This window comes from Lentisphaera marina (genome assembly GCF_028745505.1).
GTDB classification, from domain to species: domain Bacteria; phylum Verrucomicrobiota; class Lentisphaeria; order Lentisphaerales; family Lentisphaeraceae; genus Lentisphaera; species Lentisphaera marina.
Window position 1 is genome coordinate 25370 of the sequence record NZ_JAQZZL010000002.1, and the last position, 26706, is coordinate 52075.

At 42.8% G+C, this 26706-nt stretch carries 20 protein-coding genes and 4 tRNA genes; 10 read left to right on the forward strand and 14 right to left on the reverse strand.

Going from position 1 to position 26706, the window contains the following annotated elements:
• The first annotated feature begins 3 nt into the window (after positions 1-3).
• From PQO01_RS11080 to PQO01_RS11095, 4 genes are all read left to right on the forward strand, one after another.
• Positions 4-1395, forward strand: a complete 1392-nt coding sequence (locus tag PQO01_RS11080; RefSeq protein ID WP_274314094.1) for a DEAD/DEAH box helicase family protein — start codon at positions 4-6, stop codon at positions 1393-1395.
• Positions 1373-2590, forward strand: coding sequence for a DUF790 family protein (locus PQO01_RS11085; protein WP_274314095.1), 1218 nt, complete (start codon positions 1373-1375; stop codon positions 2588-2590). The genes PQO01_RS11080 and PQO01_RS11085 overlap by 23 nt, the downstream gene beginning before the upstream one ends.
• 31 nt (positions 2591-2621) lie before the next feature.
• Entirely contained in the window at positions 2622-3239 is a 618-nt protein-coding gene (locus tag PQO01_RS11090; protein ID WP_274314096.1) for a c-type cytochrome, read from the forward strand.
• Between the two features lie 125 nt (positions 3240-3364).
• On the forward strand, positions 3365-5029 hold the full coding sequence (locus tag PQO01_RS11095; RefSeq protein WP_274314097.1) for an IS1182 family transposase: 1665 nt from the start codon (positions 3365-3367) through the stop codon (positions 5027-5029).
• On the opposite strand, the gene asnB is transcribed toward PQO01_RS11095, so the two are convergent.
• From asnB to PQO01_RS11120, 5 genes are all read right to left on the reverse strand, one after another.
• Positions 5008-6939: an asparagine synthase (glutamine-hydrolyzing) gene (gene asnB / locus PQO01_RS11100; protein ID WP_274314098.1), complete on the reverse strand. Its 1932-nt coding sequence runs from the start codon at positions 6937-6939 to the stop codon at positions 5008-5010. The genes PQO01_RS11095 and asnB overlap by 22 nt on opposite strands.
• Before the next feature lie 153 nt (positions 6940-7092).
• Positions 7093-8028 carry a CsgG/HfaB family protein gene (locus tag PQO01_RS11105; RefSeq protein ID WP_274314099.1) on the reverse strand — a complete coding sequence of 312 codons (936 nt, stop codon included), beginning with the start codon at positions 8026-8028 and terminating at the stop codon, positions 7093-7095.
• A gap of 13 nt (positions 8029-8041) precedes the next feature.
• Positions 8042-8707, reverse strand: coding sequence for a lipoate--protein ligase family protein (locus PQO01_RS11110; RefSeq protein WP_274314100.1), 666 nt, complete (start codon positions 8705-8707; stop codon positions 8042-8044).
• Positions 8707-9243: a twin-arginine translocation signal domain-containing protein gene (locus PQO01_RS11115; protein ID WP_274314101.1), complete on the reverse strand. Its 537-nt coding sequence runs from the start codon at positions 9241-9243 to the stop codon at positions 8707-8709. Before PQO01_RS11115 ends, PQO01_RS11110 begins: the two co-directional genes overlap by 1 nt.
• Before the next feature lie 94 nt (positions 9244-9337).
• Entirely contained in the window at positions 9338-10093 is a 756-nt protein-coding gene (locus PQO01_RS11120) for a hypothetical protein (RefSeq protein WP_274314102.1), read from the reverse strand.
• Positions 10094-10201: 108 nt separating this feature from the next.
• Between PQO01_RS11120 and PQO01_RS11125 the strand changes: the two genes are divergently transcribed.
• Positions 10202-10987, forward strand: coding sequence for an alpha/beta hydrolase (locus tag PQO01_RS11125; protein ID WP_274314103.1), 786 nt, complete (start codon positions 10202-10204; stop codon positions 10985-10987).
• Between the two features lie 3 nt (positions 10988-10990).
• Here the strand turns inward: PQO01_RS11125 and PQO01_RS11130 are convergent, their stop codons facing one another.
• The 9 genes from PQO01_RS11130 to PQO01_RS11170 all read right to left on the reverse strand — a co-directional run bounded on the left by PQO01_RS11130 (position 10991) and on the right by PQO01_RS11170 (position 20626).
• Complete coding sequence (locus tag PQO01_RS11130; RefSeq protein WP_274314104.1) at positions 10991-12193, reverse strand: carbohydrate ABC transporter permease; 1203 nt, start codon at positions 12191-12193, stop codon at positions 10991-10993.
• A complete protein-coding gene (locus tag PQO01_RS11135; RefSeq protein WP_274314105.1) occupies positions 12190-13029 on the reverse strand; it encodes a carbohydrate ABC transporter permease in 840 nt (279 codons plus the stop codon). The genes PQO01_RS11130 and PQO01_RS11135 overlap by 4 nt, the downstream gene beginning before the upstream one ends.
• Before the next feature lie 119 nt (positions 13030-13148).
• Positions 13149-14447, reverse strand: a complete 1299-nt coding sequence (locus tag PQO01_RS11140; protein ID WP_274314106.1) for an ABC transporter substrate-binding protein — start codon at positions 14445-14447, stop codon at positions 13149-13151.
• 128 nt (positions 14448-14575) lie between these two features.
• A complete protein-coding gene (locus PQO01_RS11145) occupies positions 14576-15772 on the reverse strand; it encodes a hypothetical protein (protein ID WP_274314107.1) in 1197 nt (398 codons plus the stop codon).
• Positions 15773-15899: 127 nt separating this feature from the next.
• Positions 15900-15971 (reverse strand) — tRNA-Gly (locus tag PQO01_RS11150).
• 138 nt (positions 15972-16109) lie between these two features.
• Positions 16110-16550, reverse strand: coding sequence for a hypothetical protein (locus tag PQO01_RS11155; protein WP_274314108.1), 441 nt, complete (start codon positions 16548-16550; stop codon positions 16110-16112).
• A gap of 97 nt (positions 16551-16647) precedes the next feature.
• Positions 16648-17688 carry an ACR3 family arsenite efflux transporter gene (gene arsB, locus PQO01_RS11160; RefSeq protein WP_274314109.1) on the reverse strand — a complete coding sequence of 347 codons (1041 nt, stop codon included), beginning with the start codon at positions 17686-17688 and terminating at the stop codon, positions 16648-16650.
• Positions 17689-17848: 160 nt separating this feature from the next.
• Positions 17849-18457, reverse strand: a complete 609-nt coding sequence (locus PQO01_RS11165; RefSeq protein WP_274314110.1) for a BamJ family beta-barrel-assembly machinery protein — start codon at positions 18455-18457, stop codon at positions 17849-17851.
• Between the two features lie 96 nt (positions 18458-18553).
• Positions 18554-20626, reverse strand: coding sequence for an ornithine cyclodeaminase, nickel-pincer nucleotide-dependent (locus PQO01_RS11170; protein WP_274314111.1), 2073 nt, complete (start codon positions 20624-20626; stop codon positions 18554-18556).
• A gap of 138 nt (positions 20627-20764) precedes the next feature.
• Between PQO01_RS11170 and PQO01_RS11175 the strand changes: the two genes are divergently transcribed.
• The 5 genes from PQO01_RS11175 (at position 20765) to PQO01_RS11195 (ending at position 26578) form a co-directional block, all read left to right on the forward strand.
• Positions 20765-24343, forward strand: coding sequence for a proline dehydrogenase family protein (locus PQO01_RS11175; RefSeq protein WP_274314112.1), 3579 nt, complete (start codon positions 20765-20767; stop codon positions 24341-24343).
• A gap of 97 nt (positions 24344-24440) precedes the next feature.
• Positions 24441-26204, forward strand: a complete 1764-nt coding sequence (gene sppA, locus PQO01_RS11180) for a signal peptide peptidase SppA (protein WP_274314113.1) — start codon at positions 24441-24443, stop codon at positions 26202-26204.
• Between the two features lie 99 nt (positions 26205-26303).
• Positions 26304-26380, forward strand: a tRNA-Asp gene (locus tag PQO01_RS11185).
• A gap of 34 nt (positions 26381-26414) precedes the next feature.
• Positions 26415-26491 (forward strand) — tRNA-Asp (locus tag PQO01_RS11190).
• A gap of 14 nt (positions 26492-26505) precedes the next feature.
• Positions 26506-26578: transfer RNA gene (locus PQO01_RS11195), tRNA-Met, on the forward strand.
• Positions 26579-26706: the final 128 nt, after the last annotated feature.

A 26706-nucleotide genomic window follows, 5' to 3' on the forward strand; every position in this document is an offset into this window, starting at 1 on the left:
TGAATGAGTGATGAACAAGCTATTGTTCTCAGCTTTGATGCAGGAACAATTTTAGTCGATCGACTGGGGGATGAACACCTAGAGCTCTTAAAGGGCTTGCTAACTTACGATGAACGTGTGCGGACTTACCGAGCATTAGCCATGAATTATGCAAAAATTGTCATGGCTTTGCACCGTGCTAAAGTCCCTTTTGTTGATGAAGCTAAAGACTATGAAAAACAAAATTTTGTCTTACAAAATGGTATGAGCCCACGAGCTCACCAAGCTTCTGCTTTCGAGGCTTGGCGCAAAGTCAATTGTCGCGGCTTAGTTGTTTTGCCCACGGGTGCAGGCAAATCATTCTTAGCCTTCATGGGTATTCAGCATTGCCAAAGACCGAGCTTGATTTTGGTTCCCACGATTGATTTAATGCATCAGTGGCAACGCGGTCTCAATGAAGCCTTCGGCTGTACAGTGGGAATGCTTGGCGGTGGTGAAAAAGACGTTCAGCCTATTACCGTGAGTACCTATGATTCGGCACTTCTAATGATGGAATGGCTCGGAGATCGCTTTGGCTTATTGATTTTTGATGAATGTCATCATTTGCCTGGAGATCGCATGCGCCAAGCCGCCTTGATGTCACTGGCACCCTTCCGCATGGGCTTAACTGCTACACCAGAGCGTAGTCACACGGGCTTAAGCGAATATGGCGGATTAACGGGCCCACTCTGTTTTAGAATGGAAATTGGCGAACTCAAAGGCGAAATTTTATCCCCCTATGAGACGCGTCGAGTTGAGCTTGATTTAGATGAAGATGAAGAATTTCTTTATCACGAAGAACGTCAAATTTATTTAGATTTTCTCAAACGCTGCGGAATTAGTTTCTCTAATGGCGATGGCTGGGCACGCTTTATTATGGCTTGTGCCCGTAGTGACGAAGGGCGTCGAGCTTTAAAAGCCTTCTATGCACAGAAAAAAATCGCTAATTGCGGCCGTGCCAAATTTCGCCAAATCTGGCAAATCTTTAAAGATCATTGCGGAGAACGAGTTTTAATTTTCACCGCAGATAATGATACTGCCTATGAAATTGGCCGTCGTTTTTTACTACCCGTTTTGACGCATCATACCAAATCGGCAGAGCGCAAAAAAATGCTCGAGCGTTTTCGTTCGGGGCAACATCCCATCTTAGCCACTTCCAAAGTACTAAATGAGGGCGTCGATGTACCAGAAGCTAGTGTGGGCATTGTCGTTTCTGGTAGTGGAAGCACTCGTGAACACGTTCAGCGACTGGGGCGAATTTTGCGTAAATCGCAAGGTAAACAAGCGGTACTCTACGAATTAATAAGTCGCAACACGAGTGAATTTAACGTATCAGAACGGAGGAGACAGCACAGTGCTTACGAAGGATCTCGTTAAATTTTCTCGACGCAAAGATCGCATATATCCCCATTCCATAAAAACTGATCAGCAAGCCTTACTTGATTTGGCGCAAGATTTAGTTACAATTTATGCTCACGGAGAAGGGAAAAATCGTCAGGAATTGGAAGAGGAATCATCCATTCTTATCAATAGCTTTTCAACGCCCTTGATTGCGCGTGGGCTCAATCGCCTCTGTCTCGATCGCTGCGAATTTACACAATGCCTAGAAGTGGACTTTGCCTCGGCTCGTGAGCAAATTTTTGATTTGAGTGCTCAGCATTTAAAAGAAGCAAACAAATATGATTTTGATGGCTTTCGTGAACATCTAGAGCGGCAAGTACCCAATGATCTGCAAGCCCTTGTTCACGAGGACTTGTACGGAGATTTGCCCCATAGTGATCTCTTGCTCAAATTTAAGAGCCTACGTCCAGTCGATCTCTTACACCGCTATAACTTGGCCCAAGTTCAGTATCACATGTTATTTGCGGGTGATTTGAGCCTGAATTTAAAAAAAGTAGAAGCGGCTGACTTACGCAAAATCTTTAAATACTTGAAGTTTTTCCGACTCTTAGCTCGTATCGAGAGTAAGACAAAGGGCGCTTTGAAAATCACTATCGATGGTCCCTTAAGCCTATTTGAAAACACGCGTAAATATGGACTTCAATTAGCCAATTTTATTCCCGCCTTTGTGGATTGTGCGAATTGGCAATTCGAGGCAAAAATCGACTTGCCACGTTTCAAAAATAAAGTCCTTAAACTCTCGCACAAAGAGGGTTTAAAGAGTCACTACAAAAACTTTTCTGCCTATGTCCCCGAGGAAATACGTCTTTTCCACAAAAGCTTTGCAGACAAGGCAAAAGACTGGCAAATCGTGGGGGACACCCCTTTTGTGGAAATGGGCGAAGAGGGTAAGCAGGAAATTATTTTTCCCGACCTCAGTTTTGCGAAGGACGCAAAACGGGTACACATGGAACTTTTTCACCGTTGGCATGCCGGCGCCCTACGTCGCCGTTTGGATCAGCTTCACACTAAGCCCGATTGCCAGCTACTCATTGGCATTGACCGCAGCTTAGTGCGTTCCTCGAGTTTTAAAGAAGAAGTCGAATCCCACCCCTATTTTGAAAAGCACGGCTTTTTATTTAACGATTTTCCTTCGGTGACAAAAGTAAACTCTTTGTTAAAAGGCTTTTGATGATTCACTGTATACAAAAACTTTTCCGCCAATGAATACCCAGCTTTTTACTTTCATCCTCTTAGTAAGTTTCTTAGTCTCCTGTCAGCGTCAGGTTCCACCCAGTCCTCAGGCGCAAGCGACTTTGAATCAATGCATGCTCTGCCATGATAATAAGGAAATGCAGCGTGGGCCAATTTTGGATGGCCTTCAAGAAGACTACATGCTGAGGCAAATTAGTAAATTCAAATCGGGTCAGCGCGGTGCGCATAAATATGATCATCAGGGTGAGTTAATGGCGACGGCTATTAAGGACTTAGATGCCACTGAAGTCGACGAGGCGGTAGCACTAATGGCACGATTAAAACCTAGGAATTATCTGCGTACAGTCAAGGGCGATATCAAAAGTGGTCAGCAGATCTACCAAAGCCAATGCATCAGCTGTCATGGTGAGCAAGCAGAAGGCTTGAAGCAATTCAAAACGGCAAGTTTAGCCATTTTAGAAGATTGGTACCTCTTGAGTCAATTGCGCAATTATAAATCGGGACGAAGGGGCTACCACGAGCTCGATAGCGATGGTCAGGCAATGCGGGCTATTGTGACTCCTCTCAGTGATCAGCAACTAAAAAATGTTGTGGAATACATCTCCTACATCACACTAGAAGATTAGCTTATTTAGTGACATATTTCTTTCTCGTATGTAGTTCACGATTTAGAGGCTGTGTGAAAAACAAACACAACTTTAATACTAATATATACATGGTATTTTATATTAGTATTAATTAGGAGAACAAAATGAACTTGATACAAGGTGATGATCGGAGAGAAAGTATTTTCTTTCCTCAATGTTTAGATGATTATATTGATTCAAATAGTGAAGTTCGTATAATTGATCAGTTTGTTGACTCTCTCAATTTAATGGAATGTGGTTTTGTATTTCCAAAAGAAGATCCTCTTGGACGAGGTCGAGCAGCTTATGACCCTGCTGATTTATTGAAGCTTTTTATTTATGGTTATTTCAATGGTATTCGTTCTGGCCGTAAACTTGAGAAAAACTGCCATATTAATCTCGAAGTCATTTGGTTGCTTAAGCGCTTGAAGCCAGACTTTAAAACTATCTGCGATTTTCGCAAAAATAACCGCAAAGCCTTTAAGCAAGCAACGACTAAATTCACCTTGTTATGTCAGAAGCTAAAGCTCATTGCGGGTGAAACCATTGCAGTAGATGGAACAATAATTAAAGCGTCAAATAATATTTCTAAAAGTTGGAGTTCAAAAAAGCTGGAGAAGAATTTAAAACAAACTGAAGTTCTGATTGAGCAGTACCTTAATGACCTTGAGGGATTAGATGATGATCCAGCTCCAGAGTCAGGACAACGAAAAGAAGCCCTTAAGCACAAGCTTGATTATGAACAGACAAAGGAAATTCAACTAAATGAAATTAAAAGTGTCTTGGATAAATCTTCTAAGAGTCACCTTTCCTTGACTGACCCAGACAGTAAAACAATAAGTAAACAGGGTAAATCATGCGTGGGTTATAACGTCCAAACTTCCGTAGACAGTTTACATAAACTCATCGTTTGTTGTGAAGTCACCGATAGAATTAACGATTTAGGGCTTCTCACTCCCATGGCTCAAGAAACAAAAAATCTCTTGGAATTGCAAGAACTATGTGACCTTACTGCGGACTCTGGTTACTATACTTTAGATGATTTGAAAGATTGTGAAGATATGGGGATGATTCCTTATTTACCGACAGTTAAAAAGTCATCGAATGTCCAACAAGGTCTATATGGTAAAGGCGCTTTTCTTTACAACTCCAAAGAAGATACATATCTCTGTCCCAATAAAATAACCTTAAAGAAAATCCGGACTACTGAGCAACGAGGAAAACGATTCCATCAATATACCCATAAGAGTGCCTGTGGAAATTGTCCTTTAAAACTCCGCTGTACAAAAGCAAAACAACGGGTGCTATCACGCTGGGAACATGAACAATATCAAGAGCGAGCAACAAAAAGAATTCTCGAAAACAAAGAAATGATGGCAACACGTAAAGGAACAGTGGAGCATCCATATGGGACTATCAAAACTCAGTTTCTTAGCAATGGTTTTTTAGTTCGCGGTAAGGAAATGGTTCAGGCTGAATGTTCTCTTGCACATTTGGCTTACAACTTGAAGCGAGTTTTAAACATTATGAAATTTGATGACTTGATTACAATCCTTGGCTACAGGACGGGACTATACTTCAAAAATGTCGCTATAAATGGGTTAATACGCCTTTGCACAAAGCCTATAGAGCTGAAATATAATAAAGGTAGACCACGATCATTGTGGTATACAAAATTTAAGAGGCTTCACCATGAAAGCTTGTTTTTCACACAGCCTCTTTATCGTGTGGGAGAAACATTCAGGCTAAAGCTTGTACTACGAACTTATTATGATTTTTTCAAATCCTGATGCCATTGAATGAACATGAGGGCGGCCCATAATTTGTGCTGATGATTCGCACTCTTATTGAGGTGCTGCTTAAAAGTCTCTTGTAATTCTTGATGGTAGAAAAAGTCAAAGCTAGCGGAGCTATGAATCAGGTCCTGGGCCCAATCTTTGAGTTCACCACGCAACCATTCGGCAATGGGGATGGCAAAGCCTTGCTTAGGACTCTCTAAATCATAATCAGGCAAGTGACGCCCTAGGAGTGATTTAAGCACGCGTTTTTTCATGTTTTTCTCAGGACCAATCAAGCTATCCATATTCATTGTCCAAGAATGTTCGACAATGCGATGATCGAGTAGGGGAGAGCGTAATTCTAGGCTTGTGGACATGGAAGCACGATCGGCCTTTTGTAAAATATCATCACTGAGGTACATCATTAAGTCGGCAAACATAAATTGACGAATGGGGTTGAGAAAATCGGGCCATTCATCTTCATCAGAAAAGAGGTGAATACCATCTTGACCGTTAGCTACAATATCACTGGGGTGATGCCATAGCGAATGGAGATCGCGATAAAGCTTTCTAGGTTTATTGCGACGTAGAGCCTTGGCAAATTTAGCCGCTTTATCGGCAAAGAGGTGAGGCGCTTTTTTACCTTTGAATTTATAGGCCATCGTCGCGAGCTGATTCAAACTTGAAGGTCGTAAAAAATCGACTCCATGACAGATAGCTTTATTGACAAAATCGGGATACTTCTTGCGCATCTCAAGAATCCTTTCTCCCCATAAATAACGCTCATATCCACAGAAGACTTCATCGCCACCATCACCACCAATGGCAACAGTAACTTGTTTGCGAGCGAGTTGTGAAATGAGGGTGGTGGGCAAAATCGAGGAATCGGCAAAGGGTTCATCACAGATGTGCGGGAGTCGCGGAATGAGTTCTAGGGCATCTTTGGCTTGAACCATGAAAGTCGTGTGATCGGCACCAATCGCTTTAGCAGTTGCTTCCGCCTGCGCAGTTTCATTGTACTGGCTCTCATCAAAGCCAATGGAGAAAGTTTTGAGGGCTTGCGGATGAATTTTTGCGGCCATCGCACAAACGAGTGAAGAGTCAATGCCGCCAGAGAGGAAAGCTCCCACAGGAACGTCGGCATTGAGGCGTAGACGAATACTTTCTTCCAAAAGGCTCTCAGTCTTTTCCACGTTTTCGGCAAAACTGAGTGTTGAAGGTTCATTAACGACAATTTTATGGGGGTCCCACCAAGCTTTAATATTTTTTACAGTGAAGCTTTTGAGTGAAAAAGAAAGGATGTGACCAGGACGTAATTTATAGCAATTTTTGAAGATCGAGTAAGGTGCGGGTACGTAGCCAAATTGCATATACATATGCAGGGCATCGTGGGCGACTTCGGCGTTGAAACTCGGAGCCTTTTTGAGGCTTTTGAGTTCAGAGGCAAACAGAAAGTGATGATGAGAAAAAGCGTAAAACAAGGGTTTTTTTCCGAGGTGATCACGGAATAACTTGAGCTCGTGATTAGCGCGGTCCCATACAGCTGCGACAAACATGCCGTTAAAATGGGTTAGTGCTTCTTCAACACCCCAGTAACTAATAGCGGCTAATATTGTTTCTGTATCAGAATTCCCCTGATAGGGGTAAGGTGTCTTAATTTTCCCACGAATTTCATCTGAGTTAAAGATTTCACCATTGAAAGAAATAACATAACGGCCACAGGCACTATGCATGGGTTGAGCCCCTGCAGGGCTTAATTCAATGATGGAGAGGCGGGTATGACCTAAGGCCATATGGTCATCAAACCAAGTGCCCTCTGCATCGGGACCACGGTGATCGAGCTGGGTGACCATTTCACCCAGAGCATCTTTATCTTCAATACTTATTCCACCTTTACTAAGGAAGCCCGCTATCCCACACATGACAATGTCCTAATACTTTGACAAAATTTACTCTTTGTCAAAAATTTTACACGAAAAGGGCTAGCGGAAGTAGAGCTAAATAGAGCTAATGACACTAAAAAGTGGTAATTTCTTTAAAAATTAAGCAGGAGAAGCCCCTGTCATGGTCGCTAATTACTTCTTTGCGGGGACTTCGGGGATGACTTTCCGTAGAATTTGCCCTTGTTTAAAGCTTCCGCTGACGATCTTTGCGTAGCTAAATTTTTCTTTTACTTCAGTAACTTTAATGCGTCCAATGAGTTGGCTATCTGAGTAGCCTAAAATATCTCCCGTTTCGGGATCTATGAGGGGTGAGCCTTGAAAAAAGGCCGAGTACTCACTCCCCAATTCGATGGCACGATTTTCACCGCCAGAAATAATTAACTTATCGCCTTCGGAGCGAATAACTCGTGGGTACCATTTTTTGTCGGCAATCGTTTTATTTATTTCTATAAGTGCTTCTTGCATAAGTTCTTTACAGGCCTTCCCCAGGGGGGTTCGATAAAAAGAGCCACTGCCAAAACTCATGTTTTTATACTGCCCGGCAACATCAAGAGAAGTGGCATGTGCCTTACCCTCAACTTGCTTAGAAGCAATAATTTCGCCACTCTCAACCTCGATGATATAGAGTGTGACTGTGACTACGGCAATGTGGGTACTAGTAGACAGTCCCCAGTTGCTAAAAAAGGCGGAGGCACCAGTTTTTGCGACATGTGCAAAGTCCGTTACTGAACCTTTGAGTAGGTACTGAACATTTTTAAGGCGCCCACGTGCTACTTTGCCTTCGGGTCGAAAGAGCTTGTCTTGCTGAATATTGAGCTCGCCAATGACGGCATCAATATTTTCACGGGTGAGAACTTTATAGCGTTTGGATTGTACGAGTTCATCAATTAGTGAGTCGCGTATGCCCTCTCCCACATTCCAGCGATAACGGAAATGGCTCTTATCGCCAAATTCGAGTACGGCAATGGTAGGGATTTTTTTATCAATAACATCAGGAGGGAGGCGTTTTGAATTTGTTTGGCATGAGCAAAAAAATAAAACGAGGCTGAGTACAGATAAAACTTTCACGGCGAGCTCCTAATTAATCTTCGTCTTGGGGACCAAGGTACCACTTTTTTTCATAGAGAAAAGTCTCTAGATCACTGATGAAATCGGCAATAGTAAAATCGATATGATTTTCCAATGGCGATAAAAAATCTTCGTGTTTGCGGTCTTCGCGGTAAGCAGGCTGTTTTGAAGGTGGCGTTAGGTACTTAACAATTTTTTCCATGGAATCATTTTGTAGTAAAATCACGCAAGAGTAAACACTCCACTCACGAGGCATGTAGAGCGATGCTCCTAGGAACTTTTTCCCCTGATATGAGAGGTCGTAGTTTTCACGAATTTCTGTCGCCAGACCATAAGTTTCATAGAGAAAAGCTTGGATGGCTTTGGAGCTATGACGCAGGTAACGGTCGATATTGAGCTCTTTTTCTCGTTCATAGCGAATGGCCACGCAAGCACAGCCCTCATCTAAAACGACGCAACCACCGCCACCCATGCGTTTAAAAACTGGGATGGCGTCTTTTTTGGTGTTGTCCAAATGGATTTCTTTGTGGGCTTTTTGTGAGCGACCCAATACAACCACGGGGTGCTTGGGTTGCCAGACCCTAATGGGACGAGCATCTGTATCCAAGACACTTTCTCCCAAGGGTTCTTCGGAGAGAAAGTCTGAATTTTCAGATAATAATGGACGAAACTTCTCCATTAATCCTCAATTTTTGCGTAGTTGACGAAAATGCCATGGGGCTTACAGCAAGCGCGAACGCGAACCCAACCATCTAGGGGCTCAGGAGTTTGAATATAAGCACGGAATTCCGTACCCTCATCGCCATAGAATTCGTCGTATTTTGCAGGTTCAGGAAAAGCAACCGTATGAACATTATTGAGGCGATCAGTAATTTCGACCCATGTCCAGTAGTGACCATTTTTGTGAGGGTGGACTTTATCATTACTACCAAAGCTGATGATAAACTCTTTTTTGTTACCGGCAATTTTTATGATGGGCTTATGTTTATCCATCGCTGTTTCACTGCGTTTTTGACCATCGTAATCTTCGCCATTGAAGCCGTAGTAATCAAAACCTTTTTCGGGCTTGGTTAAAAAGCTTGAGTTTTCTGAGTAGGCAAAAGGGTCTTCGTCTTTGTAAAAATCCTCGGGCTCTTCATTAGATTCACAGGATGCCAAGAGGGCAGTTCCGGAAGCTACGAGTGCTGATTTGATAAAGGTTCTACGGTTGTTCATTTTTAACTCCATTAAGTAGATGACACCGAGCAAGATAAATCACATAAGCAAATGCTCAACGTCTCAAAACTGTTAATTGACTGAGAGCGGAAAATTATTCTTCTTCTTCATCAAATTCTTTTTCGAGTAAATAAGCGCGTAAGGCTGCAAAACCAGCTGCAATGAGGATGCTAAATCCTGTGGCAAAGTAATGAAAGAAAGCAATATCTTTAATTTTTTTTGCTTGAAAATGCTCAAGACAAAGAACATGAAAATCATGAGTAAGATCTCCTTTCCCTTGCATATAATTAGCAAGAAAAGCCGCGTCATTTCTTAGGCTATAGGCAAAATCTATATTTTGATTAAAGATAAAAAAAGCACAGGCAATATATAGGCAGCTTTCAATGTTGTTAACTGACTGACTACCTGTTAAGCCACGGTAGAGAAAAATGGCGGCAAAGGCAATTTCAGTACCATGACCCATGTAGACACGCATGATATCTGCCCCTTCGTTTCTACTAGTAAAAATAAACAGAATGAGAAATCCTATATTACAGATGAGAGGAATGATATTTTTTCTTAGGTAATAAATCCCATAGATGAGCACAGCGTAAGTAAGATAAATAATCTCAATTTTTCTCTGCATATACATAGCGACGCCTCCACCATAGGTGAAGTCAAAAGCGGGAATCGAGGGATAGCCGTATATCCAACCAAAAATAGAGTGACCGAGTTCGTGGATGAGTATAGTGAGGTAGGAAAAGATGAAGCGTGTGAACTGAAAGTTAAAGGCTAAAACACCTAAGATTATCCCCAATACCAAACGGATGATTAACTCTTTATTTTCCTCTTTCATCTTTCTATATCCCATAATTATCCAATTGTGATAAGATAAGGAAAGAATTTTAATTGGAAAAGGTCAAATTAAAAATTAAGGACGTATATTCTTGAGAATTGCGACTTAGGTGAGGTAATCAAATTGAAAAAAACGACAAAAAGACGAATTACTGTTTACATCGCGCTCTATTTTCTGGTGGGTTTACTTCTTTACTGTTTTCAAACGAGTCTCATTTATTACCCCGTCAAGAAAGTTGAGCATAGCTTTTTTGACTTGGTCTTGCGAGATGGTGATGTGGAAATTTCTATCCTGCACGTCAATCGAGATAAAGAAAAGGCTATCATTTACTTTGGTGGCAATGGTGAGAGTGTGGTGGCGCGAGCCTATGAATTATTTCTACAATTCCCTGAGCATACGATTTATTTAATGGAGTACCGAGGTTATGGCGCGAGTACGGGAAGTCCTAGTGAAAAGTCATTTTACAAAGATGCCTTAGCTTTACATGATGCGGTGTCCGCAAATCATCAAAATTTATCTGTCATTGGACGTAGCTTGGGCACAGGAGTGACCACTTATTTAGCCTATCATCGCCAAGTCGATAAAATGGTTTTGATCACCCCATATGATAGTATTCAAAGCATTGCCCAGAGACGTTTTCCCATTTACCCCATGTCAATTTTATTGACGGAGAAATACCCTTCCGTCGATCGCGTGCCCGCATTGGAAATTCCCACACTCATACTCCTAGCCGACAATGATGAAGTCATCCCCATGTCTCATTCGCAAAAGCTAATTGCGGCCTTCGCAAAAGTGAAATCGCAAGTAGCAGTCATCAAAAATTCTGGGCATAATGACCTCTCTGAAAGACAGGAATTTCAAAAGACTTTAAAAGCTTTTTTATCCCCCAGCCTGAAACCTGAAAGCTGAGTTTTAATGCAAATGCAGGTCGGCTAAAGAAGATTTGATGCGGCGGTAGAGTAGGGCAAAGAGGGTGAGGGTTGGCAAGATGGTGAAGGTTGCACCAGCCATGATGACGGCGAGGGGTTCGCCTAAACTTGCACCCATGAGTTGACTAAGGGCTAAAGGTAAGGTTTGTTTGTCGGGGCTCTGAAGCACGATGAGGGGGAGGAGATGCTCATTCCAAGACATGATGAAATCCAAGAGGGCAAAGCTAAGTAAAGCTGAACTAATGAGCGGGAGAGCGTGGACAAAAGTTCTGAGTTCACTAGCGCCCTCGAGACGGCAGATATCTAAGAGGTCATCGGGGACTTGTTTCCAAATTTGTGTAAAAAAGAGCAAGCCGATGGCATTGAGGGCCCCTGGTAAAACAATTCCCGCGTGAGAGTTACTGAGGCCAATGAAGTTGATCCATTCAAAGAGCGGTAGAATCAAGGATTGCTTGGGGATGAGAATAACTAAGATGGCTAAAGTGAAGAAAAATTTCTTGCCCTTGAAGTCAATTTTGGCAAAGACATATCCCGCTGTGGCACTCAAAGTAACGGCACCAAAGCAGTGCAATAAAGCCACTAGGAGTGAATTCGTAAAGACTTTGCGAAAGTCGAAGTATTGGTATTGAGCGAGATGATCGTATTCCGCTTGATAGCGAGCTTTTTCTTGCTCATTAGTCTCTGCCTGGATTTTCCTTTCTAGCTTTTCTAAATGACGCGAATTCGATTTGAGCAAAATATCGAAGTACTGAAAATCTAGATTGCTAATAATCGACCAAAATGATTCTTCTTCTTGAACAGGGACCTTATTTTTCCTTGGTGTCTGAGCGACTTGATCAAGTGTTATTAAGTCTTGTTCAAGATCCCTGAGGGCTTGTGCCTGTTCAGGCTTGGGGGACCTTTGCTGTAGGGCCTCGAGCTCTTTGATTTGAGCACGAATTTTGCGTTTTTCGCGAAATGATTGAGCGCGGTTTTTGACTTTCTTATCATCTTGTATGGCGACTTGCCGAGCTTGGATAAAACTCTTGCTCTGGGGGAGTAATTGACTGGATTGATAGATCTCTTGATTCGTTTTGAAGCTCGAGAAAAACATCCAAATAAAGGGGTAGATGAATACCAATGCAACGCACGTAAGGATCATGGCGGATAAGTAGCTTTTGGCGCGCTTGTGTCTTTTCCAACTCATTGTAGCTCATCCTTTTTTTGTCGCCAAAAGAGCAACCAAATTAAGGAAGCGAGAAAGGGTACGACTGACATACTAATGGCTGCAGCACGGTTAAATTGTTGAAAAGTGAAGCCGGTTTGATAGACGTAGGAAATGAGCAATAAGCCAGCATCATCAGTACCACCGGAGCCTCCGAGCAAACGATAGGAGCCCGCAAACATCGCAATGGAATCCACCATTAAATAAATTATGGCAAACAAGATAACATGAGAGCAAGAGGGGATACGCAAGTGAATGAGTCTCTTAAAAAAACTAGCGCCCTCGAGTTCGATGGCTTCTTCCAAGTTTTTGGGAATGGCTTGCAAAGAACAGAGGAAAAATAAAGTGATAAAGCCGGTCCAACGCCACACGGATTGGAAAATGAGCGCAAACATAATGAAGCGCGGGTCTTTTTGCCAGTTGATATAATCGGGCAAGGATTCGGCCCAAGGAGAATTTAAAGACTTGAGTAGGGCAATGAGCGGGGCGGCAATAAATTGATTGAGAATGCCATTTTCTCCGTGAAAAAAGAGTAAAAATAGAATGGAGAGAACTATGGGAGGGGTGATGCCTGGAACAATGAGAATAAAACTAAATACGGGGCGCAAGAGCTTGTGGCAGGCCAGGAGTAAATGAGCGAGAAAAAAGGAGAAAGGGATGATAATGCCAATTGCCCCAAGTGTGTATACGGTGGTGTTTTTTAGAGCTTTGTGATAAGTCGGATCTTTGATTAAGTCATAGTAGTGCGCTAAACCAATAAAGCTCTCATCACTCATTTGCTGATTGCTGAGGCTAGGATCAGAAGTGAAACTCATCATTAAGCCCTGGCATAAAGGGATGAGCCAGAAGAGGACGAGAAAGATAAAAAAAGGAAATAGCAGCACGGCTGTGCTGCTATTATAGGGTGAATGGGCTTTGTGCAATGCGGGACTAAAGATTACTTATCTTGAGGGCCTTTATCATCAGGACCTTTACCGCCACCCATAGAAGCACCGCTATCGAGTGCACCTTTGAGTTCTTTTAAAGCTTCTTCTGCAGTCTGATAACCCATGAGAACAGAAGCAAAGTATTTTTCACGCATGAGAAAAACGGCCATGCCACGCTTGGCATTCATATTAATCTTGGGAAGTTCTGACGACACACTGAGAATTGTGGCTCCCAATGACTCATTAGCAAAATAAGAATTAGTGGCGAGTAAGCGTGCATCGGTCCACGCTGGCTTGTAGGCCGGGAAACTATTGCGATTGACAAAGCGAGCCACGTTGGCTTCCTTATCAGTCATAACCCATTCCATGAAACCCCATGATTTATCAACGTTTTTACTGCCTTTATAAATCATCAGTCCTTGACCGGCAAAAGTCGCTGATTTATAAGCTTTTTTCGTTTTCTTGTCAGTCCAAGCTGGAAGTGTGGCAATGCCCCATTTCCCTTCGAGTGAGGGGCAAAATGATTGAATCATATCGAGACCATACCAATCAGCACCAATAATGGCGAGGACCTCGTTATTCTCTACGTCACCAGAAAAGAAAACAGGATCAAAAATAGTTCCGCGGTCAGGAAGGCCACCGATTTTATCTTTTTGCATCTTGGCGAGGATCTCGAGTGTGTCGACAGCTAGGTCAAAGTCAGGAAAAGCATTGCCTTTTTTGTCGAAGAGACGACCGCCACGCTGACGGAGTAAAACTTCAAAATAGCTTGGGTCTAAAGGAATGAATTTCTGACCTTCCGCTGCGAGATCGGCACCTAAAGTTTGGAAGTCATCCCAAGTTTGGATGTCGTCTGCAGAGATGCCAAATTCTTCGAAGAGGTCTTTGCGATAGAAAATGACATAGGCACTAATGGATTGGGGTAGGCCATAGATGGCTTGGCCTTGACTGAATAGGTCGAGGCGCTGAGGGTGGAAGTCCTTGGCGATATCAGCTTTTTTAACGCGATCAGCGAGGTCGAGGAAAGGCGCAGGACCACGGAGGAACATGCTATAAACGATTTCGTCTAATTGAACGATATCGGGAGTGCCAATTCCGGTTTTCATGGCGACGCTGAGTTTATCCGGCATTTCCATGAAGCCGAAAGCAGAGATTTCGGCGCTAAAATTGGGATCAATTTTTTTGTAGCGGGCAACCATCTCTTCGTAGTACTGCTTATCTTGTACAGAACTGATCCAGATTTTCACGGGTTCAGCGGCAGTACTGATGAAACTAAAGAGTAGGGCACTGAGAATAATAATGTTTTTCATAGGGGTCTCCAAAAGCTTAGGTAAAATTATCTGCTTAATAGTATGGGATTAAGCAGGGTTTATCAAGTGTAAATTTGAGCTTGGAGAAATAAAGCCGCTCAGAGACTCATCATTTCAAGAAATAAGTCTTATTCAGCGGGGGCACCAATTAAAAATACTAAGGCGCAGATAGCTGCTAATCCCGCAAACATCAGGGCTTTCTTGGACTCTTTGTTCTTTTTAGCTAAGAGCGTCGCTAAACAACTCTGTAGTAAATAAAACAATGCAAAGGCCCGTGAGGCATAGACAATGATCAAATTGACATTGGTTTCCCAAGTTAGCACAATGGTGATCAGCAGAATGAAGGCATAGGCATAAGAAAGAGGAACTCGATGATGAGTGATTTCGCCTATTAGACCGCCAGCTCCGGCATTATCAGCTACGGCGGCACTAAACTGACTACCGATAGCTGCGATCACGAGCAAGGTGGGCAATACCACTGCCACTGGCGTGGTGATTTCGATGATGGCGGTTACATCGGCTCCCATATCTTTGTGAAATAGTACGGTGGCTAAAGAGATGAATAGAACATAGATGATACTAGCCGTAATTTGCGCATATCGCATCGTTTTGACTCGCTCAGCAGGACTGTGCTGATCGCCCAAGTAACGCGAAGTCTCAAATCCTTGAACAACAATTAGGAGCCCGAGGAGGATGCGGATGTCATTGGAATTAATTGAAGAGGAAATTTCTGGTAGAGCCCAAGAACCTTGTGAAGCCAATTTGATATTGTAGTAAGCTAGGGCGAATAAAAGTGAACCAATCATGCCTAAATTGAGCGCTACGGCGTACTTCTCCATTTTTTCGAGCATACCGAGTCCTCGCCAAATGCCAATGAACCCAATCGTTAATAGCAAAGCCGTGGTGATCCAATTGGCCATGAGCGGGTGGGTAATCCCAAAAGATTTAAGTAAGAAAGCCGCGAGTAATTGCAGGTAATAGGTCACGGAAATGAAATAGGCCCCAGCTAAAATGATACGAGATAAAAAGGCAATTTGCTGGGGGTGGCCAGTCTCATTTTCGATGGGTTCGAAATTTAAAATATTATAACGCATCACACTGCCGACACCATAGGCAATAACCAAGAGTATGGCCATACAAAAGACTGCATTCACTCCAACGACGCCACCGAGAAGAGGGGCACTGACCAAGAATCCACTTCCCATGATCGATGCCAAGGGGGTGACCATGGCTTGCCATGAAGAAGATTTCTTAAGCTTGGGGGAAAACGCCAAGTAGGCGCCTAAGCATAAGGCAATGATAATGATGAGCGAGTTGATAAGCATAAGTTCTATAGACTGATTATTTTGATGCCTATTATAATGACTCAAAATGTGAATTAAAAATACTTTAAATCAAGCAAAGGGCATGTGGGAATAAAAAAAGCCCGAAACCTAAGTTTCGGGCTTGAAGAGCGAGTGATGAGACTCGAACTCACAACATTCACCTTGGCAAGGTGATGCTCTACCATTGAGCTACACTCGCGTTGTGTGGCATTGATAATACACATAGTTTTATTTTGATCAAATGACTTTTTACAAAAAAAACAAAGTTTTTCTACAGGGAGCTGAATCCCACATTCGCCTGTATCAGCTTATGCAGGCAGATAAACTGAATAGACCTTTATGTATCTTTATGTTTATTAGCCATTTGTAAGTATTCCTCGCTCATCCCTGGTGTAAGGAGCTCGAGCATGAAGTGATTATCAATCCAAAATTCTACGACTCGGAAAGAACCGCGACGGAACTCGGCGGCATGCCAATCATTTTCTTTGGCAATGGCTAAAATCTCTGGAGTCGAGAGCTGGCAAGAGATTGCCGCGTGGACCGCATTGAATCTTTCGGTGTTGTCATGTTGGAAATGACAAGGCTTAGAAGCATCGCCAGGACGAAGCGTTGTTTCCGCAGGGTAAATTTCTAAAGCCGAACCAAAGTCATCGCCAAACCATAATATGAAGGCATTCGGCGTCGGAGAAAAATCAGTGATCTTACCCGAAAAGATTTTTTGCAGGATCTCAACAGTTCGCTGGGGATTAATTGTGGGGAGAGAAATATGGTGAATCATGTCGAACCTCGATAAGTATGTTGTGAATTAAATTTACAGTAGAGGAGTCACAAATTCTACTGTACGGAAAGAAACTTGCTTTGTAGAGAAGTTTTTCTTATGAGGCTTGTGTAAACTTCCACTTATTAGCAATTTTGACTAGGCTGAGCATAATGGGGACCTCTATGAGGACGCCCACCACTGTGGCAAGAGCAGCTCCAGAATTGAGGCCGAAGAGGGCGATCGCCACGGCCACAGCGAGTTCAAAGAAGTTACTAGCACCAATCATGGCTGCAGGCGAGAGAATACAATGTTCAAGTTTGAGTTTTTTACCGATGAACCAAGAGGTGAAAAAGATAAAATAGGTTTGGATAGTCAAGGGAATAGCAATGATGAGGATACTTAAAGGAGACTCAACAATCTTGTTGCCCTGAAAAGCAAAGAGAAGAACTAGAGTCATGATGAGGGCGATAATTGAGAATGGTTTGAGTTTCTTTAAAAAGGTATCTTTAAACCATGTTTCCCCATATTTTTTTATCAAAATCCGGTTGGAAAGAAAACCTGTAATGAGTGGAACTAGTACAAAAATAATGACACTCATAGTTAAAGTATCCATGGGGATTTCTACTTGATTTACCCCCAGCAAAAACTTAACTATAGGAATGAATGCAATAAGTAAAATGAGGTCATTTACCGATACTTGTACCAAAGTATAAGAAGGGTCCCCATCAGTTAAGTAGGACCACACAAAAACCATCGCGGTACAAGGGGCCGCACCTAATAAAACGGCGCCTGCAAAATACTCCTGAGCTTGTTCAGGGTTCAAAAAGCCTTTAAAAATATTATCAAAAAACAGCCATGCAAAAAAGGCCATAGAAAAGGGCTTGAGCCCCCAGTTAATAAATAAAGTTAGAATCAGACCTTTTGGTTTTTTGCCCGCATTTTTGATAGAACTAAAATCAATTTGTACCATCATTGGGTAGATCATAAACCAAATTAATATGGCGATGGGAATATTGACCTTTGCATAACTTAGCTCACCCAAAGGCTTGATTTCGTCCCCCATGAAGCGGCCAAGTAAAATCCCGACAACTATGCCGAGGCCGACCCATACGCTGAGATACCTTTCAAAGAGGCCTAAATTTTTTGTTTTATCCATAAGCTAGAAATCTCTTTTTTAGTCGACATAGTTAGGTGATTCGTTAATAGCTAGAAACTTAATGGGTCATAAGCTGAAATCAAAAAAGTTAAAAGGGAAGTGGAGCAAAAAAAAGAGCGTCGTTCAAGGAACGACGCTCTTAGTAGTTATGTGACGGAGATTACTTTACAGCAATAAGCTCGATGTCAAAAACTAAAGTTTCGCAAGGACCGATTTTAGGCGGGCTACCAGCTGTACCGTATGCGAGTTCGTAAGGGATGAAAAGTTCCCATTTGTCACCAGCTTTCATGAGCTGAAGAGCTTCCTGCCAGCCTTGGATAACGCCATTCACTGGGAATGAAACGGTTTCGCCACGTTGGTATGAGCTATCGAAAACTTCACCATTTGTAAGGCGACCTTCGTAGTGAGTTTCCACTGTGCATGAAGCTGAAGGAGTTTTCCCTTCGCCACTTTTAACAACGCGGTACTGAAGACCACTTGCAGTTGTGATGATGCCATCTTTTTTAGCGTTTTCAGCAAGAAATTCTTGGCCCGCAGCAGCGAGTTCTTTAGATTGCTCAGCTTGTTTAGCTTGCATGCGCTCTTGGAGTGCACCGAAAATAGCTTGTTCGTCAGCCGCAGTGAAAGGGCTTTCTTTACCTTCAGAAGCTTCGAGGAGGCTAGCTCCGAGTGCTTTGAAATCGAGTTCATCTGCAAGGCCTTGGCCCTTGAGATTATCAAAAATTTGACGGCCAATCATAGCAGACAATTTTTCTTGGTCTGTGCTCATAATAATTCCTTTTGTTTGAGATGGCTTGAGTATAAGGGGAAAAGTTGAGCTTTCAAGTTAAAAAACTGGCGACAAAAACTGCTAGAAATGAATGGTTTAAATATTTAATTCAGAACTGAGGAACTGCAAAAAAAGGCCAACATCGGTGACAATTCCCCGTGCTTCAAGACTGCCACGATCGCACAGTTTACTGACCACCGCGGGGTTAATATCTACACAAATGAGTTGCACTCCAGAGGGAGTCATATTGCCGACGCCGATGGAATGCAGCATGGAGGAGAGCATCAGAATCATCTGACAATCTTTGATGGCTTCGGAGTAACGTTCTTGAGCGACGAGCAAATCCATAATTGTATCGGGAAGTGGGCCATCATCGCGGATGGATCCTGCCAAGACATAATTGACCCCGTGTTGCACACAGGCGTGCATGATCCCTGCTTTTATGAGACCTTGATGGACAGCTGCTTCAATAGAGCCAGCTAAACGGACTCGATTGATGGCTCGTAAATGATGTTGGTGGCCTCCTGCAACTGGAGAACCTCTTTGTAGATCAACACCGAGGGAAGTCTCGAATAATTGATATTCAATATCGTGAACCGCGAGGGCATTACCACTTAACAAAACGTCGATGAAATCAGCACGGATCATTTTTTCAAGGTAATTAGCTGCCCCCGTGTGGACGACGACGGGACCTGCAACCACGGCTATTTTTCCGCCTGCGGTTTTGATTTTCCTGATCTCTTGAGCAATTTCTTTGATTTGACCTTCGGCACGGCGCTCGCTAGAAACTGAACTGCTCATAAAGCTAAAAGCCTCGGCATCATCGCTTTGTTGAGGCGACTCAACCTGGAGTCCCTTTTCACCAATTAAAACCAAATCGCCTTGATCAAGATCACGGATAATCTTGCAAGTAATACTTTGCTGAGCTGGATTAAAGACTATGACTCCATCCATACGGCGATTTTGCAGGTGTAGATTTTTAGAATTTATATAGACTTGCGTGGGGTAAATACTGGTGGTGTAAAAACCTTCTGGTGCGACGCCATCTTTGGGTGCAGGGAAAAACATGGCTTCCTCTCGATCTTCGGTGCATTCCCAACCGCGATCAATCAAAGCTTTCCGGGTATTTTCTAGACGTGTGGAATCGGGGGAGCAGAGTTTGAGCTCGGCATGAGATTTTTGATCCTGACGTAGGGCCGGAGTAAAGTTGGATAAGTTGAAGCTGAGCCCATTGAGTTCGATAAAATTTAAGCTATCCGCCAGTTGCCCCGAATCGAGTAAATGCCCAGAGAATTTTAGTGTCTCGCTGCGGATGGGAGATGATAAACTTTCTTTTTGCGGAGCTCGCACAATGCTTTCTTGCTCGAGTTTCATGGTGAGGCATTTTACACCGCCACCCGCTTTCATGAATTCACTTACTGGGCATAGCTTGATTTGGTAGCCTCTAGCCTCGAGATCTTTTTGCAGAGTCAGACTCATGGCATTGGTGAAAATAAGTCTGTTCACATTGAAGAGGTTACAGCTGAATTGACAGGCATCCTCTTCACTCACCAAAATACGTTTTTTGGGAGGGATACGGCGTTCAATTTCATTTATAGAGTATGAATCGAAAGCATTAGGAAAGTAGATGACTTCACCTCCCTCGAGCGGAGCAAAACAGGTGTCCAGATGATAGAATCGGGGGTCGATTAATCGCAGTGGAACGACGTCGACTTCTAGGTCTTGGAGGATAGACTTTTGAACTTCTAGACCGGAGCGCACGCCATAACCGGTCCACAAGAGGCGCTCATTAGCTTGGAATAAGGCATCACCTTCTCCTTCAAAACTGCATGCGGAACCATAGTCAATGACTTCATAATTGAGCTGGCAAAATGTCTCTTGAAAAATCTTTTCTTCGACTTGGCGTTCCTGCATGCGAAAGCGGGAGAGCAGGACTTTAGTGCCAAGGCTCAAGCCACCATTAGCGGTAAAAACTAAATCGGGCATATTTTCTTGGGGAGCGAGGCAATGAATATCCAGTTGTTCAGCGAGTTGCTCATATAGCCTGTCCCATTGCTGACGAGCTAGGCCTTTGTTAACCAAGCCGATTTGCCCTTTCATCCAAGGATTTATTTCGTAATCCACTCCAAAATAATCTGGAGGACACATAAGAATTCTTTGTTTTTTCATAAGAATTGAACTCCTGCCGTTGTCTTTAATATACATCAAGTTCTGCTTAAAGAGAAAATTATTGTGTGGCCTTAGGATTCCCTTTCCTAGCTTTAGGGTATTTATTAACTAAGAGTTTTGAATTCATCGGGTGAAAAAATGTCTCAAGTCATTAAAGAAATCCGCGAGTTTTTGCGGGCCTTAGAAGCTAAGCGCCAATTAAATACTTTAGAGCGTGGTCACGAAGCCATTCATTTAGCTAAACTCATCCTCAGAGCGGCTCATCAAGTTCAAAAAGCCGATGAAAAGCAGCGCGATACGGAGTTGGCAAAAATGTTTGATGATCAAGCAGGGAAGTCTTTTAGTACGGCCATGCATGATCAATGTTTTCGCAGCGAGAATGCGCTGCGAATTGCCCAGCAAATAAGTTATTTATTAGCTAAATATGGGACGCCGAAATTTTTAGATTTATGGACTCAATTTCAAATCAATATCTTTCGTTTGAGCCCTTTATTTATTCAAGTAAGGCTCATTCCTCTCATAAAAAATATCCTCCGCAAAAAGACCGCAAAAGTTATTTTTCCAGGAGAAGATCAGCGTCTTTATGGACATCTAAACTCAAGGGCAAAGCAGGGGGTGAAAAGCAATGTCAATCGCCTTGGAGAAGCGATCTTAGGTGAGCAAGAAGCAGAAAGGCGTATGCAAACTTATCTAGCGGATTTAAAAGCACAAAAAATTAATTATATGTCGATAAAAATATCGACTCTGTATTCGCAAATCAATACCCTCTCAAGAGAGCAGAGTTTAGAGATTCTAGCCGAGCGTTTGCGGCGACTTTATCGAGCTGCACAAAAATACGTCCTAAATGGGTCAGCCTGTTTTATAAATTTGGATATGGAGGAATATCGCGATGTAGATATGACCTGCGAAGTCTTTAAAACAGTTTTAAATGAAGAGGAATTTTGGTCTTTACGAGCAGGGATAGTCCTTCAGGCTTATTTACCAGATTCCTATGATTTGCTGCTAGATTTAATTGCCTTTGCCAAGCAGCGCATTGAAGGGGGTGGGGTGCCCTTAAAATTGCGTATCGTCAAAGGAGCGAATTTGGCAATGGAAAAATTGGAGGCCTCGCACGGCAGTAGTGTGGCGGCTCCTTTTGAGGACAAGCTATCAGTAGATGCGCATTACAAAAAAATGCTTGAGTTCGCCTTAAAAAAGGAAAATGCAGTGGCTTTAAATATCGGTATTGCCTCACATAACCTATTTGAACTTGCTTATGCTTTTTTATTAATGCATGAAAATGCCGTAGAGCAGTACTGTGAATTTGAAATGCTAGAAGGGATGGCGCCACATATTCACCAGATCATTCAACAATTGAGTCGGAAAACGGTGCTTTATTGTCCCGTTGCGCGTGAAACTGAATTCAATAATGCGATTGCCTACCTCATTCGACGTTTGGATGAACAAAGTGCTGAGGAAAATTTTCTGCGACACTCCTTTAAACTCCACGAAGATGAGGCCTCTTTTGAGCAACAAGGCCAATATTTTCTTCAGGGCCTCAACAAACTTGATCTGATTTCATCTACTTCGCGAAGAAATCAGATTCCCGAACTTAAAAAAAGCTCCGTACAAGATTCATTTGTCAATGAGATGAATAGCGACTTTATCTTGCGTGAAAATGTGGAGCACTTGGAAAAGGCCTATGCAGATTTAGAGAGCGAGCTAAATTCTAAAACTAGCTTGAAAAGCTTGCCCCTCATCATTGGGGGTGAGGAAGTTTTCGGAGCAAGGAAGCAATTGGGGCTTATGCCAGACACAGGACAAGCCTTCTATCAATATAGCTTAGCAGATTTGCAGCAGGTCGAAATGTGTTTACAGACTGCGGTAACAGAGTACCAGCGTATCAATAATGATGATTGGCTACAAAGATCTGAGAGATTATTACTGGTGGCTCAAAAGCTCCGCGAAAATCGTTTTAAATTCACGGCATTGATGATGTGCGAAGTGGGCAAAAGTGCAAGGGAAGCGGATGCAGAAGTATCTGAAGCCATAGATTTTTGTGAATACTACGCACGCTCAATGCTTACTTGGCAAAAATTGAAGAACTTATCTTGGAGTGGTTTAGGAACGGTTTTAGTTTGTTCGCCCTGGAATTTTCCCTTGGCGATTTCTACTGGAGGAATTGCGGCAGCACTAGTCACTGGCAATACTTGTATTTATAAGCCCGCCCCCGAGAGCGTTTTTGTGGCTTATGAATTAGTGAAAATTTTTCATCAGGCAGGCTTTAGTACTAAAGAATTGCAGTTCCTAACTTGCGAGGATGAGCCTGTGGGCTCAGCTCTAGTGAAAGATGATCGTTTAAATGGGCTCGTGCTTACGGGAGCGACTGAGACGGCGCAGACCTTTATGAAAATGCGCCCCACGCTGAATTTGATGGCGGAGACTGGGGGTAAAAATGCGATGATCATCACTGAATTGAGTGATCGTGATCTAGCGATAAAACACTTAGTTGATTCGGCTTTTGCTTATGCTGGGCAAAAATGTTCGGCCTGTTCCGTGGTACTTGTGCATGAATCTCTTTATCGAGACGAAAAATTTCTTGAGACTTTGAAAGATGCGGCTCAGTCACGGTTTGTGGGCTTAGCTCGGAATTTTCAATCCTTTATAACGCCTCTTATCAAAGAGCCTCGAGGCAAATTACTTCGTGCGATGACTCATTTGGAAAAAGGCGAAACTTGGTTGCTTGAACCTCATATAGATCCTCAAAATCCCCATTTAATGTCTCCGGGGATAAAGCTGGGGATCCAAGCCAATTCCGAGAGCTTTAGGACAGAATTTTTTGGTCCCATTTTATCAATCATGTCTTACGATAAACTGGAAGATGCTATTGAGCTTTTGAACAGCAGCACTTATGGATTAACAGGGGGTATTCATAGTCTTGATGAAAGGGAGCAGAAATTATTTTTAGCCAAAATTGAAGTGGGCAATGCCTATGTTTGTCGTGGTATAACTGGTGCCATGGTGCAACGCCAAGCGTTTGGGGGCTATAAGAATTCCGCTTTTGGTAGAGGTCTCAAAGCGGGTGGGCCAAATTACCTCCTGCAGTTTTGCCGGATTAGCGAAACAATAAGCCCTTCGTCGGCTGCTGACTCAGTCCTTCAGCCTGAACTGAGGTCAGGCTTGGAGAAATATCTAAGTAGAGATGATTGGTGCATATGCTTACATTCAATAAAATCATATGAACGAGCTTATGAAGATGAGTTTAGTCAGCCTCACGATTATCAAGAGCTCCTTGGGCAGGCGAATATATTGCGTTACCGCCCCCTCGAGCGACTTCATTTTATCGTCCAAGAAAATGATACTCGCCTTGAGCTTTGCCAGATTTTGACTGCGCTGCGAGTGGCGCGAGTCAAGCAAGTCGTAGTTTTTGCGACATCCGCAAGCATGGAGAGTTTGGAATTAAGCGAACTGCAAAAAACATTTGCTTTTGAACTGTGTTTATTAGAAGAAGGCAATTTAAGTCAGCTATTCCAAGTAGGTGATATGGGTCGCATTCGTGTTATTCATCAGCTTCCAAAAATTTGTCAGGATGAAGCTGCCGAGAAATTCATTCATTTGCAGCCCATGCCCGTTTATTCGGAAGGGCGTCTGGAGTTAGTGAATTATTTCCATTCTCAGTCCTTGAGTATTGATTATCATCGCTATGGGAATGTGGACCAAGGCTTTTCTTTGGATTAGTAAACGCTCTGCTTCATGTGCAGTGGCCTGAACCTTGTAATTCCCTCTTATTAGTATTATTTTCATTTGAATTTAGACTATAATTTTGAGGTGTATTATGAGATTTTTATTAGCGCTATTGTTCTTCTGCGTTCCGGCTTTTTCCAAAGATTTAATTGCAGTTTACCGCCTAGGTCATGTGATGGGTGAGACTTTGCCAGAGCCGGGGATCAATGAAATCCTCGACCCCGAGAAAGTTCGTCCGCTCAATTTTATGCAGATCCTTTCTTGCTTAAATTATTGTGTCAGTAAGGAGGAAGTGAAAGCCGTGGTGCTTTACTCCGAGGGCATGCGTTTGGGCATGGCACAAAAGCAAGAATTATTACGCCGTATTCACGAGATTAAAAAAGCGGGTAAAGAAGTTTACCTCTATGCCTTTAACTTAGATGAATCGACTTTGCCTCTAGCACAAAGCACAAAAATAAGTTTATTCCCTGAGGGAGATGTCAGTTTTCGCGGCTTGGCCATGCAACAGCTCTACTTCAAAGGCTTGCTCGATAAGTTGGGACTAGAAGCGGATATTATTCACATAGGTGATTACAAGAGTGCAGGCGAACCCTTTTATTTAACGGCTCCTAGTGCGGAGGCCGCAAAGCAACAAAAAGATTTAGGCGAAGGGCTTTTTCTTGAAGTCACCAAAGAATGCGCCAAGGGCGGACGAAAAGATCAAGCGGCATACCATGCGTTAATTGACGAGGGTTTATTTTTGAGTCAGCAAGCACTCGAGCACAAGTTGGTAGATAAGCTCGAGTATCACAATGAATTCGTGAAGCGCTTAAAAGGCACTCATGCTAAAGCTGATTTTAAATTAAATTATGGTATGCCAAAAAGTTTTGAGCCACCAAAAATTAATAATATGATGGATGCTCTATCTTTTTTTCAAAAATTGAGTGCGCCCAAAAAGAAATCTAATAACGATATTTTGGCGCTCGTGAATTTAGATGGCACTATTGATGCTCGTATGGGTGAACAATTGCGTCGTTATATTATGCGAGCTTCGCAAAATGATCAAGTGAAAGCGATGGTCTTGCGCATTAACTCTCCTGGGGGTTCGGCTCTGGCGAGTGAGATGATTTGTCAGGCAACTGAAGAATTTAAGAAAACGGGAAAAACATTCGTGGTCTCCATGGGCAATGTTGCCGCTAGTGGCGGTTATTACTCGGCGGTCTTTGGTGAGCCAATATTTGCGGAGTCCGCAACGATCACAGGTTCAATAGGTGTTTTAGGTGGGAAGCTAGTGATGTCAAAAATGCTCGACAAGATCGGTATTAGCACTCACGAGTTCAAGATTGGTAAATATAGCGATATCAATAGCTCCACAAGCTTTTTTAACGAAGAGCAGAGAAATAAAATTACCGAATCCATGAATCACGTTTATGCGGTGTTTAAGGATCGTATTAATCAAGGACGTAAAAGTAAACTCACGGGTGACCTGGAAGCTATGGCAGGTGGACGTGTTTACACGGGGCTACAAGCCAAAGAGCTTGGCCTCGTGGATAAGATTGGCGGTTTGCGTGAGGCAATTAATGAAGCTAAGAAGCAAGCAGGGCTCAAACGCTATAGTTTAGAAACTTTCCCCAAGCAATTAACTTTTGAAGAAATGCTTATGGAGAGCTTTCGCCCCCAAGAAAAAGAGGATGAATTCGTGAGTTATGAGCCAATGATGAAAAAATCATTGAATTCTGAATGGCTCACGGAACTGATGCTCAATATGAAAATTCATCAGCCAAAATTGACCCATGAAATTCATAAGTTCTTCCAATATCTGACTTTGCTTCAAGGAGAAAGTACCCTTGTTTTAGACCCGCGTTGGGCTCGATAAGTCTACTCAAAAAAAATCTTTTAATTTTTTCTGTGAAGACGTTTGCATATGAACAAAGTTTGTGTATTCTCTAAGCACGCTAAACGAAATGTTTGAAGCGGGGTTGTAGCTCAATTGGTTAGAGCGCTGGCCTGTCACGCCAGAGGTTGCGAGTTCAAGTCTCGTCAACCTCGCCACTTCAAGCATTTCATATAGCAACTTTTTTCGAGTGGGGTTGTAGCTCAATTGGTTAGAGCGCTGGCCTGTCACGCCAGAGGTTGCGAGTTCAAGTCTCGTCAACCTCGCCACTCTTAAAACTCATGGTGGAATAGCTCAGTTGGTAGAGCAGCGGAATCATAATCCGCCTGTCGTGGGTTCAAGTCCCTCTTCCACTACTAAGGTCAAAACTTCGGTTTTGACCTTTTTTAGTGCTTAAATTTGTACTTGGATTTGTGTAGCACATTTTTTGAATTATATAGCGAAACATTTCCCTTTAATTTGCAAGCTTTTTCTCCGGGAAGTA

Bases quoted from the DNA above. Each gene is read 5' to 3' on its own strand.
- PQO01_RS11145 (WP_274314107.1), bottom strand. From the start codon at position 15,772: ATGCTTATCAACTCGCTCATCATTATCATTGCCTTATGCTTAGGCGCC.
- PQO01_RS11090 (WP_274314096.1), top strand. From the start codon at position 2,622: ATGAATACCCAGCTTTTTACTTTCATCCTCTTAGTAAGTTTCTTAGTC.
- PQO01_RS11140 (WP_274314106.1), bottom strand. From the start codon at position 14,447: ATGAAAAACATTATTATTCTCAGTGCCCTACTCTTTAGTTTCATCAGT.
- arsB (WP_274314109.1), bottom strand. From the start codon at position 17,688: ATGGATAAAACAAAAAATTTAGGCCTCTTTGAAAGGTATCTCAGCGTA.
- PQO01_RS11130 (WP_274314104.1), bottom strand. From the start codon at position 12,193: ATGAGTTGGAAAAGACACAAGCGCGCCAAAAGCTACTTATCCGCCATG.
- PQO01_RS11155 (WP_274314108.1), bottom strand. From the start codon at position 16,550: ATGATTCACCATATTTCTCTCCCCACAATTAATCCCCAGCGAACTGTT.
- PQO01_RS11135 (WP_274314105.1), bottom strand. From the start codon at position 13,029: ATGATGAGTTTCACTTCTGATCCTAGCCTCAGCAATCAGCAAATGAGT.
- PQO01_RS11170 (WP_274314111.1), bottom strand. From the start codon at position 20,626: ATGAAAAAACAAAGAATTCTTATGTGTCCTCCAGATTATTTTGGAGTG.
- PQO01_RS11110 (WP_274314100.1), bottom strand. From the start codon at position 8,707: ATGGAGAAGTTTCGTCCATTATTATCTGAAAATTCAGACTTTCTCTCC.
- PQO01_RS11080 (WP_274314094.1), top strand. From the start codon at position 4: ATGAGTGATGAACAAGCTATTGTTCTCAGCTTTGATGCAGGAACAATT.
- PQO01_RS11115 (WP_274314101.1), bottom strand. From the start codon at position 9,243: ATGAACAACCGTAGAACCTTTATCAAATCAGCACTCGTAGCTTCCGGA.
- PQO01_RS11095 (WP_274314097.1), top strand. From the start codon at position 3,365: ATGAACTTGATACAAGGTGATGATCGGAGAGAAAGTATTTTCTTTCCT.
- sppA (WP_274314113.1), top strand. From the start codon at position 24,441: ATGAGATTTTTATTAGCGCTATTGTTCTTCTGCGTTCCGGCTTTTTCC.
- PQO01_RS11165 (WP_274314110.1), bottom strand. From the start codon at position 18,457: ATGAGCACAGACCAAGAAAAATTGTCTGCTATGATTGGCCGTCAAATT.
- asnB (WP_274314098.1), bottom strand. From the start codon at position 6,939: ATGTGTGGGATAGCGGGCTTCCTTAGTAAAGGTGGAATAAGTATTGAA.
- PQO01_RS11175 (WP_274314112.1), top strand. From the start codon at position 20,765: ATGTCTCAAGTCATTAAAGAAATCCGCGAGTTTTTGCGGGCCTTAGAA.
- PQO01_RS11120 (WP_274314102.1), bottom strand. From the start codon at position 10,093: ATGGGATATAGAAAGATGAAAGAGGAAAATAAAGAGTTAATCATCCGT.